We start from the raw sequence: 12301 nt of genomic DNA on the forward strand, positions 1-12301 counted from the left end.
TGCAGGCTGGATGACGCCAGGAAGTCGGTCAGCCCCGACGGCTCGGCCGCAGCTCCTTGGGCAGCGAGAAGATGAGGTCCTCCTCGGCGGTGCGCACCTCGGTGATGTCGCCGAAGCCGGCGTCCTCGAGTTCCATGAGCACCTCGCGCACGAGGCCCTCGGGCACGCTCGCACCGCTCGTGACGCCGATCGTGCGCACGCCCTCGAGCCACTCCTGCTGGATCTCGGTCGAGAAGTCGACGCGGTGCGCCGCCTTCGCGCCGTGCTCGAGCGCGACCTCGACGAGCCGCACCGAGTTGGAGGAGTTGGCGCTGCCGACGACGATCACGAGATCGGTCTCGGGCGCGATCTTCTTCACCGCGACCTGGCGGTTCTGCGTCGCGTAGCAGATGTCGTCGCTCGGCGGGTCCTGCAGGTTGGGGAAGCGCGCGCGCAGCCGCCGCACCGTCTCCATCGTCTCGTCGACCGAGAGCGTCGTCTGGCTGAGCCACACGAGCTTGTCGGGGTTCTGCACCTGCACGGTGTCGGCCTCGTCGGGGTTGTTGACGATCGTCACCCGATCGGGCGCGTGACCCGCGGTGCCCTCGACCTCCTCGTGGCCCTCGTGGCCGACGAGCAGGATCTCGAAGTCGTCGCGCGCGAAGCGCACGGCCTCGCGGTGCACCTTCGTCACGAGCGGGCACGTCGCGTCGATCGCGGAGAGCCCGCGGTCCTCGGCGGCCTGCACGACGGCGGGGCTCACCCCGTGTGCGCTGAAGATGACGCGCGCGCCCTCGGGCACCGCATCCACCTCGTCGACGAAGATCGCGCCCTCCGCCTCGAGCGACGAGACGACGTGCTTGTTGTGCACGATCTCCTTGCGCACGTAGATGGGCTCGTCGTACTGCTCGAGCGCCTTCTCGACCGCGAGCACCGCACGGTCGACGCCGGCGCAGTAGCCGCGCGGCGTGGCGAGCAGGATGCGCTTGGGCGCGTCGGTCGGGACGGCCTGCAGGCGACCCCGACGGAGCACCGGACGCGGGGCGTCGAGGGGCACTCTGCCGTTCGTGATCGTCACCGGGCCAGTCTACGATGCCCACCTATGGGCTGCCCCGGCCCCCGGGCTCGACGTGGGGCGGCCGCGAGAGGAGCGCGATGGCCGAGCGGATCACGGGCACGCCGGACGAGCCGTGGAGCGTCGACCGGCTCGGCGCGGAGCTGAAGTCGTACATCGGCCGGCTCGGCCACCTGTGGGTCGAGGGCGAGATCACGCAGTGGTCGGCCTCGCGCGGCAACGTCTTCGGCAAGCTCAAGGACGTCTTGGGCGACTCGACCGTCGCGTTCAACGTCTGGAGCTCGACGCTCGCGCGCATCGAGGGCGACTTCGGCCAGGGCGACCGCGTCGTGCTGCTCGTCAAGCCCGACTACTGGCCGCGCGCCGGCACGCTCTCGATGATCACGCAGCAGATCCGCCACGTCGGGCTCGGCGACCTGCTCGCGCGGCTCGAGGCGCTGCGCCGCTCGCTCGCCGCCGAGGGGCTCTTCGACGCCTCGCGGAAGCGCCCGCTCCCGTTCCTGCCGGGGCGCATCGGCCTCATCACGGGCCGGGACTCCGACGCCGAGAAGGACGTGCTGCGGAACGCCCAGCTGCGCTGGCCGGGTGTCGAGTTCCGCGTGGAGCACGCCGCGGTGCAGGGCGATGCGACGGTGCCGACCGTGCTCGCGGCGCTCGAGCGGCTCGAGGCCGACCCCGAGGTCGACGTCATCATCATCGCCCGCGGCGGCGGCGACTTCCAGAACCTGCTCGGCTTCAGCGACGAGCGGCTCGTGCGCGCGGTCGCGGCGGCGACGACGCCGGTCGTCTCGGCGATCGGGCACGAGGCCGACCGGCCGCTGCTCGACGACGTGGCCGATCTGCGGGCCTCGACGCCGACGGATGCGGCGAAGCGGGTCGTGCCGGATGTCGCGGAGGAGCTCGCCCGCATCGCGCAGGCGCGGGCGCAGCTGCGGCAGCGCGTCACCCAGCACGTCGCTCGCGAGGCGGAGCGGCTCGAGGCCGTCCGCTCGCGCCCGGCGCTCGCGCGCCCCGAGTCGATCGTCGACGCGCGCGAGGAGGACCTCGCGCGGCTCACGGCGCGCTCGGATGAGCTCGCCGCGCGCCTCGTCGACGTCGCCCACCAGCGGCTCGACTACCTCAAGCAGACGCTCAGGGCGCTCAGCCCGCAGGCGACGCTCGATCGCGGCTACGCGGTCGTGCAGACGCGGGCGGGCTCGGTCGTCCGCGACGCGGCAGCGCTCGCGGCCGGCGACGGCCTGCTCGTGACGCTCGCGCGCGGCACCGTCGACGCCGAGGTGCTGGCCGCCCACGCCGAGGCGTAGGCGGTGGTGCTGGCCGCCCACGCCGAGGCGTAGGCGGTGGTGCTGGCCGCCCACGCCGAGGCGTAGGCGGTGGTGCTGGCCGCCCACGCCGAGGCGTGAGCGGCCGCCGCCTCACGCGAGGCGGTAGTGCCGTCGCACGAAGTGCAGGCCGACGAGCGAGAGCACCGCGATCGCCATGTAGTAGATGCTCGGGGTGTTGAGGTTGCCGGTGACCTCGAGCAGCCAGGTGAGCACGAGCGGCGCGATGCCGCCGAGCACCGTGACGCCGACGTTGTAGGTGACCGAGAGGCCAGTGCCGCGCACCTCCGCGGGGAACATGTTCGAGAGCAGTCCCGGCAGCGGCGCGAAGTAGAACGTCATGATGATGCCGAGCAGGCCGATCGCGATCACGAGGCCGGCGACGCTCTGCAGGCCCACGATGATCTGAAAGATCGGCCACGCGAGCACGAGCGCCGCGATCGCCGCCCACGTCATGATGCGCGCCGGGCCGACCCGGTCGGCGAGCCGACCGACGTAGGGCGAGCCGAAGATCGTGATCGTGCCCGCCACGACGCCGCCGAGGTAGGCGGCGGTCGGCGGGATGCCGAGGTTCGTGATCGCGAACGTCGGCATGTAGAGGATCATGTAGACCGAGATGGTCGCGACGCCGATGACGGCCGAGCCGGCGAGCAGTCGGCCCCAGTGCTCGCGGAAGAGCGAGCCGAGCGGCGACTTGCGGCGCTCCCGAGCGCCGAGCTCGTCGGGCTCCGCGAGCCGGGCGCGGATGTAGAGGCCGACGGGACCGATGAGCAGGCCGACGAAGAACGGCACGCGCCAGCCCCAGTCGTTGAGCGCCTCCTCCGAGAGCCACGTGTTGAGCGCGAAGCCGAACGCCGAGGCGAGCAGCATCGACGCGCCCTGCGCCGCGATCTGCCACGAGGCGTAGAACATCTTCTTGTGCGGCGCCGTCTCGATGAGGAACGTCGTCGCGGTGCCGAACTCGCCGCCCGCCGAGAAGCCCTGGATGAGGCGCGAGAGCAGGATGATCACGCCGCCCCAGACGCCGACCATCGCGTAGGTCGGCGCGACGGCCATCAGCAGCGTGCCGACCATCATGAGCATGAGGGTGAGGGTCAGCGCGTTCTTGCGGCCCTTGCGGTCGGCGTAGCTGCCGAGGATCATGCCCCCGAGCGGGCGGATGAGATAGGTCGTCGCGAAGGTCGCGAACGTGTAGATGAGCCCGTACTCGCCGGCGTCGGGGAAGAAGTTGCGGGTGATGACGACCGCGAACGACGCGTAGACGATGATGTCGAACCACTCGAGGGCGGCGCCGATCGAGCTCGAGATCACGGCCTTCCGCGCGGCGGCGAGCCGCTCGGGAGTGGCCTGGACGGTGGCGGTCATGCGGTCTCCTGCGTGCTGAGGTCGGCGATGAGCCGGTCGACGAACGCCTCGCAGCGCGCGATCTGCTCGAGCTCGATGAACTCGTCGGGCGCGTGCGCTTGGGCGATGTCGCCGGGGCCGCACACGACGGTGGGGATGCCGGCCCGGGCGAAGAGCCCGGCCTCGGTGCCGTACGTGACCTTGTCGTCGCTCGGCTCGGCGCCCCACGCGGCGGCGAGGGCGACGATGTCGGCGTCGGCGGGCGTGTCGACGCCGGGCGCGGCCGCGGTGGTCGTGAGCGTGACGCTCGCGCCCGGGTGCCGCTCGCGCATGCCCGCCTCGATGCGGCGGCACTCGGCGCGGAAGCGCTCGACGAGCGCCTCGTGGTCGACGGTCGTGAGCGCGCGGAACTCGAAGTGCACGGTGCACTCGGCGGGGATCGTGTTGATGGCGATGCCGCCATCGATGCGGTTGACGCTCACGGTCGTGAACGGCACGACGTAGCCCTCGTCGAAGGGCCCGTCGACGCGCAGCTCGTCGGCGACGCCCTGCACGAAGCGCACGAGCTCGGCCGCCGCGACGATCGCGTTCTCGCCCTGCGGCGTGAGCGACGAGTGCGCGGCGACGCCGCGCACATCGACGCGGAAGACGTTCATCGACTTGTGGCCGCGCACGATGCGCATGCTCGTCGGCTCCCCCACGACGCAGCCGCGGGGCTCGATGCCCCGGCGCTCGATCTCGGCCACGAGGTCGATCGCGCCGACGCATCCGACCTCCTCGTCGTACGAGAGCGCGAGGTGGATGGGCTCGGCGAGCCGCGCGGTCGCCATCGCCGGCGCCTTCGCGAGCAGCACGCCGAGGAACGACTTCATGTCGGCGCTGCCGCGCGCGTAGAGCCGATCGCCCCGCACCTCGGGCTCGAACGGCGCGCTCGACCACGCCTGGCCGTCGACCGGCACGACGTCGGTGTGGCCCGAGAGCACGATGCCGCCGCGCACGGTGCCGTCGGCGGCGGGGATGGTCGCGAGCAGGTTGGCCTTCGCGCCGTCGGGGCTCGGCACGAGCGTCGACTCGATGCCGAGCTCGCCGAGCCGCGCGGCGACGTGCTCGATGAGCGGCAGGTTGGAGTCGCGGCTCGTGGTGTCGAATCGGAGCAGTCGCAGGGTCTCGGCCATGGTCGCGGCGGATGCGGAGGGCACGGTGAACACGTCCTGACGGTCGGCGGTGGGGATGGGTCGATCCTCGCAGGTGTCCCCCGATCGCGCCCGCATGGGCGCCCGCCGTGGGCGGCCCGGCGGTAGACTGGCGCGGTGACCACCCCCGCGAGCGACGCCGTCGCAGAGCTGACCTATGAGCAGGCCCGCGACGAGCTCGTGCGCGTCGTGCAGGCGCTCGAGTCGGGCGGGGCGTCGCTCGAGGAGTCGCTCGCGCTCTGGGAGCGCGGCAACGCGCTCGCCGACCGCTGCGAGCAGTGGCTGCAGGGGGCGAAGGCGCGGCTCGACGCCGCGCGCGCCGCAGGGTCGCCGGCCGCCGAGGGGGCCGCCGAGGCATGAGCCCGAAGCAGCCCAGGATCGTCGCGGAGCTCGGCCGCCCCGAGACGCCTGAGGAGACGGCCGCGCGCAAGGCGGCCGCGTCGAGGCGGCACCGCGAGAACCAGACCTTCTCGAACCTCCTCGTCGCGATCGCCGCGTGCCTCGGCGTCGTGCTCGTCATGGTGCTCGTCGTGCTGCGGCCATCGCCGCCGCCCCGCGAGCCCGTCGACGTCGCCGCCGCTGCCGCCTCGGCCGAGGCGAGCGTCGGTGCGACGCTCATCGCGCCGGTGCTGCCGGAGGGCTTCGACTCGAACGCGGCCGAGATCCGCGTCGGCGCCGACGGCGTCACGACCTGGTATGCCGGCTACGTGACGCCCGCCGAGCAGTTCGTCTCGTTCACGCAGGCGCTCGACGCCAATCCGACGTGGCTGCTCACCGCGACCGACGGTGCCCCGCAGACGGGCGAGCGCACGGTCGGCGGGCTCACGTGGACCGAGCACGACCAGCGCGACGCCGACGACCCAGGGAACTTCGCGTTCGTGCTCACGACCGAGCACGACGCATCCACCGTCGTCATCGCCGGCACCGCCGCCGACGACGAGATCCAGGCGTTCGCCGAGGCTGTGAGCGCTTCGCTCACGGCCGGCGAGTGACGCGAGAACCGAGCCCGGCAGGGCGAACCCGAGTGAGAGGCACAGCGCAGTGAACGACGTCGAGTACCGGATCGAGCACGACACGATGGGCGAGGTGCGGGTGCCGAAGCACGCGCTCTACGCCGCGCAGACGCAGCGCGCGGTCGAGAACTTCCCCATCTCGGGCTCGGGGCTGGAGCCCGCCCAGATCGTCGCGCTCGCGCGCATCAAGCGCGCCGCCGCGATCGCGAACCGCGACCTCGGGATCCTCGAGGCCTCGATCGCCGATGCGATCGTCGCGGCGGCCGACGAGGTCATCGGCGGCGCGCACCACGACCAGTTCCCGGTCGACACCTACCAGACGGGCTCCGGCACCTCCTCCAACATGAACATGAACGAGGTGCTCGCGAACCTCGCGTCGAAGCACCGCGGCGAGGGCGTGCACCCGAACGACCACGTCAACGCGTCGCAGTCGTCGAACGACGTCTTCCCGACCTCGGTGCACATCGCCGTCACCGGCGCGCTCGTCGAGCAGGCGATCCCCGCGCTCGAGCACCTCGCCGAGGCGCTCGAGGAGAAGGCTGCGCTGTGGGCCGACGCCGTCAAGCCCGGCCGCACGCACCTCATGGACGCGACGCCCGTCACGCTCGGCCAGGAGTTCGGCGGCTACGCCGCGCAGATCCGCTACGGCATCGAGCGCATCGAGGCGGCGCTCCCCCGCGTCGCCGAGGTGCCGCAGGGCGGCACGGCCGTCGGCACCGGCATCAACACGCCGCTCGGCTTCCCCGAGAAGGTCATCGCCGAGATCGCCGCCTCGAGCGGGCTGCCGATCACCGAGGCTCGCAACCACTTCGAGGCGCAGGCGAACCGCGACGGCCTCGTCGAGGCATCCGGCGCCCTCCGCACGATCGCGGTCTCGCTCACGAAGATCAACAACGACCTGCGATGGATGGGCTCGGGCCCCAACACGGGCCTCGGCGAGGTCGCGATCCCTGACCTGCAGCCGGGCTCGTCGATCATGCCGGGCAAGGTCAACCCCGTCGTGCCGGAGGCCGTGCTCATGGTCGCCTCGCGCGTCATCGGCAACGACGCGACGATCGCGTGGGCAGGCGCGTCGGGCTCGTTCGAGCTCAACGTGCAGATCCCGGTGATGGGCACGGCGCTGCTCGAGTCGATCCGGCTGCTCTCGAACGCCTCGCGCGTGCTCGCCGACAAGACGATCGCGGGCCTCGAGGCGAACCTCGAGCGCGCCGCCGCGCTCGCGGGCATGAGCCCGTCGATCGTCACGCCGCTCAACCGCCTCATCGGCTACGAGGCCGCCGCGAAGATCGCGAAGCACTCGGTCAAGGAGGGCATCACGGTGCGCGAGGCGGTCATCGACCTCGGCTACGTCGAGCGCGGCGAGCTCACCGAGGCCGACCTCGACAAGGCGCTCGACCTGCTCTCGATGACGCACCCGGGCGTCGCGAAGTAGCCCACCCGGTCACCGAACTTCCCCGAACCGCGCGGTTCGAGCCTCGAGACCCGCGGTTCGGGGAAGTTCGCCGTTGCGGGGGCGGTGGGGCTACCAGCGGCGAGCGTCGCCCGCGCCGGCGTAGTCGGGCCAGGGCAGCTCGATCGGCGGCTCGAAGTCGGCGGGCAGGAGCGGCGGCATCGGTTCGGCCGCGACGCGCTCCTCGAACTCGGCCTTCGCCGCCGCGAGCAGCTCGGGTCGCGTCAGGAGGTCGAGGAAGGTGCCGGCGACCGTCTTGCCGGCGGTCACGATCGTCGGCGCGATCGTCGCGGGGATGCCGCCGAGCGCGTTCATGACCCACGCGGGGTACGGGCCCGCGCCCTCGACGGGCTGCAGCGCGGGCCGGGAGACGTAGAAGCGCACGAGCGGCGCGTAGTGCGACATCTCGACGTAGTCGTCGCTCGTCCAGTTGCGCTGCCACGCCGGCATGTGCTCGCGGAGCAGCCGCTCCGCCTCCTGCGGCGCGATGAGCCGCTCGGTCTCGGCGAGGAACGGCCGCTCGCTCGGCTCGAGGCCGAGGCTCCGCTGGATCTCCTGCGCGACCTCGATCGCCTCGGCGCCGTAGCTCGGCGCGCCGACCTCCTCGAGGTTGGCGTAGAGCACCTCGGCCATCGCGTGGTTCGTGCGGCCCGGGCGGCTGCGCGCGACCCAGCGCTCCTCGACCTCGCAGTGGCCCATCATCGCCGCGGCCTGCGCGTTGCGGTCGAGCACGGCGAGGATGTGCTCCGCCATCTCGACGTCGGGCGTGCGCCACGAGAGCTGCAGGCGGGCGACGCGCTGCGGCAGGTTGTCGGCGGTCGCCTGGCCGTCCGTGAGGATCGCGTCGGAGAAGCTCCAGCCGCCCGTCGCGGGCAGCATCGAGTCGAGCATCGTGCGCGAGGCGGTGTACATCTGCATGAGCGCGACGTTCGCGCCCGGCGCCCGCGCCGCGGAGTGCGAGGCGGGGATGGGCGAGTTCGGATCGGCGCTCGAGCGCTGCCACGACTCGGGGTGGTCGCACACGAAGGAGTAGACCTTCGAGTAGTACGCGCCGCACTGCGTGTCCCACCGCGCGGTGTTGCACAGCGGCAGCATGTAGAAGGGGTGGAACGAGACGATGGCGTCGGCGTCGTCGTAGTAGCCGCGCAGGCCGTGCACGACCTTCGAGCCGTGCATCTTCTCGGCGGGCTCGCCCGTGTAGTGGAGCGTGCCGCCGATGCCGTGCTGCTGCATCGCGTGCTTCGTCGCGAGCACGCCGGCGAGGGTCGAGATGCCGAGCGCCGAGTGCGGGTCGGTGTGGCCCGGCGCGAACCGCGAGAGGCCCTCGCGCGGCTCCTCGCTCGTCGAGGCCGCCTGGCTGTTGCCCGGCACGGCGTCGTACTCCGCGTAGGTGAGGAGCGTCGGGCCGTCGCCGTTCGACCAGCGGGCGCTGAAGGCGGTCGGCATGCCGGCCGAGCCGTCCTCGACCTCGAAGCCCTCGGCCCGGAGCAGCTCGACGTACCAGCGCTGCGAGCGGTACTCGCGCCACGCGGGCTCCGCGAGCTCCCAGATGCGGGTGTGCCACGCGGTGAGCTGCTCGAGGTGCTCGTCGATCCACGCCTGCGCGGTCGCCTTCGCCTCGGCGGTCAGCTGCGTCATTCCGTCTCCCCTGCGATGTCGGCCGGACCGGCGTCGAACCCTGCCTGCTCGATGTGGATGAGCTGCAGCCCGCCCGCGGCGACGGCCGCGTCGACGGCCTCGCCGAGCCCCGCAGCGTCGGTGACCCGACGGCCCGTGCCGCCGAACGCATCCGCGAGCCTCGCCCAGTCGGGCTGCGCGAGGTCGACGCCGACGGGCGCGATGCCCGCGTCGAGCTCGTTCTGCTTGATCTCGGCGTAGCCGCCGTTGTCGACGACGATGACCGTGACGTCGAGCCGCTGCTCGACGATCGTCATGAGCTCCTGCACCGAGAACATGAGGGCACCGTCGCCGACGACCGCGAAGGTCGGCCGCTCGGGGCTCGCGACGCGGGCGCCGAGCGCGGCGGGGAGGCCGTAGCCGAGCGTCGCGTAGGTCGCCATGTAGAGCGCGGTGCCGGGCTCGCGCACGCGCAGCGCGTTGACGAGGCCCCAGTAGGCGATCTGCGAGGAGTCGGTCGCGACGATCGCGTCGGCGGGGAGCGCCGCGGCGATCGCCTCGGCGATCGCGGCGTTCTCGGGCGAGAGCTCGGCCGACTCGGCGCGCACGCGCTCGAGCGTCGCCGCGACCTCCGCGGCCGCGTCGCGCGGCTCGCCCTCGCCGAGCTCGGCGACGAGGGCCGCGAGCACGGCGCGCGCGTCGCCGACGAGGCCGACCTCGGCCTCCTGGTTGCGCTGCAGCTGCGACTCGAGCACGTCGACGCGGATGACGCGCCCGCGCGCCTCGAGCCGGTCGACCCACAGCTCGGCCTCGCCGAGCTTCGAGCCGACGACGAGCAGCACGTCGGCGTCGCGGGCCCGGTCGCGGGCCGCGGCGAGGCGGAGGTTCGCACCGAGCGAGAGCTCGTGGTGCTCGTCGAGCACACCCTTGCCGTTGAGCGTCGTCACGACGGGTGCGCCGAGCCGCTCGGCGAGGGTGCGCAGCTCGTCGCGCGCGCCGCGCGAGCCGCCGCCCGCGAGGATGACGGGATCGGCCGCGCCGCGCAGCAGCGCGGCGGCGGCCGCGACGAGGCCCGCGTCGACCGCGGGGAGGGGCGCGGGCTCGCGCGCCGCGAGGTCGCTCTCGGGCAGCCCGGCTTCCTCCGAGAGCAGGTCGAGCGGCAGCTCGAGGTAGACGGGCCGGGGCCGGCCGGTCGCGAAGCGCGCGAACGCGTCGTGCACCGCCTCGACGGCCTCGGCTGCCGACTGGGCGCGGCTGGCCCGCTCGACGATCGCGCTCGCAGCGCCGAGCTGGTCCTTCGTCTCGTGCAGCGTGCCCGCGTCGGCGAACTCGCGGCCGCGCTCGGGGCCGGGCGCGAGGAGGATCATCGGGCGCGACTCGGCGAACGCCGTGCCGGCGGCCGAGAGCGCGTTCAGCAGCCCCGGTCCGCTCGTCGTGATGACGACGCCGGGAAGCCCCGTGCGCTGCGACCAGCCGTCGGCCGCGTAGCCCGCGCCCTGCTCGTGCCTCGTCGTGACGGGGCGGATGCCGAGCTCGGCGAGCGGCCGGTAGAGCTCGAGGTTGTGCGTGCCGGGGATGCCGAAGACGGTGTCGACGCCGTAGGCGCGCAACGTCGCCATGACGGCGTGGCCGACCGTGCTCACGGCTGCTCCGTCGAGAACCGGACCGAGCCGTCGACCCACGTCTCGAGCACGCGGATCGCCGCGAGCTCCTCGCCCGGCACCGCGAGCGGGTCGGCGGAGAGCACCGCGAAGTCGGCGCGCTTGCCGGCCGCGAGCGAGCCGAGCTCGTGCTCGCGCCCGATCGAGACGGCGCCCTCGAGCGTGTGGGCGCGGAGCGCCGCCGCCGCGTCGATGCGCAGCGCGTCGGGACCGAGCTTCGTGCCGCGGCGCGTGACGCGCGTGACGGCCGCCTGCATCGCCTCGAGCGGCCGCGGCTCGGCGACGGGAGCGTCGGACGAGATCGTCACCGGCACCCCGGCGGCGACGAACTCGCCGAGCGGGTTGAAGCGCTCGCCGGGCGTGCCGATCGCCTGCTCGACGCCCTCGCCCCAGTTGTAGTGGTGCTGCGGCTGGTTGACGGGCCGGATGCCGAGCTCGGCCATGCGGGCGATGTCGCCCTCGGTGGGCAGGCCGCAGTGCTCGATGCGGTGGCGCGCGTCGGCGTCGGGCCGCTCGGCGAGCGCCGCCTCGAGCGCGTCGACGACCATCGCGATCGCCGTCGGCGACTGCGCGTGCGTCGCGGTCTGCAGCCCCGCGGCGTGCGCGCGGCGCACGAGCCCCGCATACTCCTCCGGCTCGTGGTAGAGCTGCCCCGTGCGGCACGGGTCGCCCACGTAGCCCTCGGGGAAGTAGGCGGTCCAGCCGCCGAGCGTGCCGTCGGCGTAGAACTTGATGCCCGTCGCCGAGAGGAAGGCGTTGCCGAAGGGGCCGGTGATGCCGAGCTCGATCACCTGGTCGAGCAAGTGGGAGAGGAAGTACATCGAGACGCGCATCGAGAGCGCGCCGCGGTCGGCCATCTCGAGGTAGGCGGCGAGCTCGCGCTTCGACACCTGCGCGTCGCCGATCGCGGTCACGCCGCCGGCGAGGAACTCGCGCTGCACGAGGTCGAGCTGCCGCTGGTGCTCGGCCGGCTCATCGGCGAGGTGGAAGTTCGGCCCGTGGTGGCCGATCTTCACGCCGGAGAGGCCCGTGAGCACGTTGCACGCCGCATCCGAGAGCTCCCCCGTGAGCTCGCCCGATGCATCCCGGAAGAACTCGCCGCCCTCGGGGTTCGGGGTCTCGCGCGTGACGCCGTAGCGCTCGAGCGTGAAGGAGTTCACGACGCCGCCGTGCCCGGAGGCGTTCATGACGTACACCTCGCGGTCGCGGGCGACCTCGTCGAGCTCGTGCCGCGTGGGGTGGCGGCGCTCGGCGAGGTTGCGCTGCTCGTAGCCGTAGCCGCGGATCGGCACGCCGGCCGGCAGCCGCCTCGCGCCCTCGCGCAGCAGCTCGACGATCTCGGGGATCGAGCCGGCCTTCGAGGGCGACACGTCGATCCAGGTGAGGAGCTGCCCGTACATGAGCGGATGCGCGTGGGCGTCGACGAAGCCCGGCACGATCGTGGTCCCCGGCCGGTCGATGCGCTCGGCGTCCATCCCGGCCGCGGCCGCCTCGACCTCGGAGAGCTCGCCGATCGCGAGGATCCGGCCGCCGGCCGTCAGCATCGCGCGCGCCTCGGGCTGCGCGTCGTCGACGGTCAGGATGCGGTCGGCGGTGATGATCGTCGGGCGCGAGTCCCGGTCGTCGAAGGTCGCGAGGCGGCGCACG

Annotated in this window: 10 protein-coding genes; 4 read left to right on the top strand and 6 right to left on the bottom strand. The window is 73.1% G+C overall.

Features of this window, described 5'->3' with window-relative positions:
* Positions 1-28: 28 nt before the first annotated feature.
* Positions 29-1051, bottom strand: coding sequence for a 4-hydroxy-3-methylbut-2-enyl diphosphate reductase (locus JSQ78_RS05395; protein WP_502756139.1), 1023 nt, complete (start codon positions 1049-1051; stop codon positions 29-31).
* Positions 1052-1134: 83 nt separating this feature from the next.
* Here JSQ78_RS05395 and xseA point away from each other — a divergent pair, with 83 nt between their 5' ends.
* Positions 1135-2358, top strand: coding sequence for an exodeoxyribonuclease VII large subunit (gene xseA, locus JSQ78_RS05400; RefSeq protein WP_211449999.1), 1224 nt, complete (start codon positions 1135-1137; stop codon positions 2356-2358).
* A gap of 111 nt (positions 2359-2469) precedes the next feature.
* Here xseA and JSQ78_RS05405 read toward each other — a convergent pair whose 3' ends face one another.
* Positions 2470-3741, bottom strand: coding sequence for an MFS transporter (locus JSQ78_RS05405; RefSeq protein ID WP_211450001.1), 1272 nt, complete (start codon positions 3739-3741; stop codon positions 2470-2472).
* A complete protein-coding gene (argE, locus tag JSQ78_RS05410) occupies positions 3738-4928 on the bottom strand; it encodes an acetylornithine deacetylase (RefSeq protein ID WP_249295942.1) in 1191 nt (396 codons plus the stop codon). The genes JSQ78_RS05405 and argE overlap by 4 nt, the downstream gene beginning before the upstream one ends.
* Before the next feature lie 102 nt (positions 4929-5030).
* Here argE and JSQ78_RS05415 point away from each other — a divergent pair, with 102 nt between their 5' ends.
* From JSQ78_RS05415 to JSQ78_RS05425, 3 genes are read left to right on the top strand one after another with little or no spacing between them, the layout of a single operon-like run.
* Positions 5031-5273, top strand: a complete 243-nt coding sequence (locus JSQ78_RS05415; protein WP_211450002.1) for an exodeoxyribonuclease VII small subunit — start codon at positions 5031-5033, stop codon at positions 5271-5273.
* Positions 5270-5905: a DUF4245 family protein gene (locus JSQ78_RS05420; RefSeq protein WP_211450004.1), complete on the top strand. Its 636-nt coding sequence runs from the start codon at positions 5270-5272 to the stop codon at positions 5903-5905. Before JSQ78_RS05415 ends, JSQ78_RS05420 begins: the two co-directional genes overlap by 4 nt.
* Positions 5906-5954: 49 nt before the next feature.
* Positions 5955-7358: a class II fumarate hydratase gene (locus tag JSQ78_RS05425; RefSeq protein ID WP_211450006.1), complete on the top strand. Its 1404-nt coding sequence runs from the start codon at positions 5955-5957 to the stop codon at positions 7356-7358.
* A 90-nt stretch (positions 7359-7448) separates the two neighbouring features.
* Here JSQ78_RS05425 and JSQ78_RS05430 read toward each other — a convergent pair whose 3' ends face one another.
* From JSQ78_RS05430 to JSQ78_RS05440, 3 genes are read right to left on the bottom strand one after another with little or no spacing between them, the layout of a single operon-like run.
* Positions 7449-9014, bottom strand: a complete 1566-nt coding sequence (locus JSQ78_RS05430; RefSeq protein ID WP_211450008.1) for a zinc-binding metallopeptidase family protein — start codon at positions 9012-9014, stop codon at positions 7449-7451.
* A complete protein-coding gene (locus JSQ78_RS05435; protein ID WP_211450531.1) occupies positions 9011-10612 on the bottom strand; it encodes a thiamine pyrophosphate-binding protein in 1602 nt (533 codons plus the stop codon). The genes JSQ78_RS05430 and JSQ78_RS05435 overlap by 4 nt, the downstream gene beginning before the upstream one ends.
* Before the next feature lie 20 nt (positions 10613-10632).
* A complete protein-coding gene (locus JSQ78_RS05440) occupies positions 10633-12300 on the bottom strand; it encodes an amidohydrolase (RefSeq protein ID WP_211450010.1) in 1668 nt (555 codons plus the stop codon).
* Between the last annotated feature and the right edge of the window lies 1 nt (position 12301).

The organism is Agrococcus sp. Marseille-Q4369 (assembly GCF_018308945.1).
Taxonomy (GTDB): Bacteria; Actinomycetota; Actinomycetes; order Actinomycetales; family Microbacteriaceae; genus Agrococcus.

Bases quoted from the DNA above. Each gene is read 5' to 3' on its own strand.
- xseA (WP_211449999.1), top strand. From the start codon at position 1,135: ATGGCCGAGCGGATCACGGGCACGCCGGACGAGCCGTGGAGCGTCGAC.
- JSQ78_RS05435 (WP_211450531.1), bottom strand. From the start codon at position 10,612: ATGGCGACGTTGCGCGCCTACGGCGTCGACACCGTCTTCGGCATCCCC.
- JSQ78_RS05405 (WP_211450001.1), bottom strand. From the start codon at position 3,741: ATGACCGCCACCGTCCAGGCCACTCCCGAGCGGCTCGCCGCCGCGCGG.
- JSQ78_RS05430 (WP_211450008.1), bottom strand. From the start codon at position 9,014: ATGACGCAGCTGACCGCCGAGGCGAAGGCGACCGCGCAGGCGTGGATC.
- JSQ78_RS05420 (WP_211450004.1), top strand. From the start codon at position 5,270: ATGAGCCCGAAGCAGCCCAGGATCGTCGCGGAGCTCGGCCGCCCCGAG.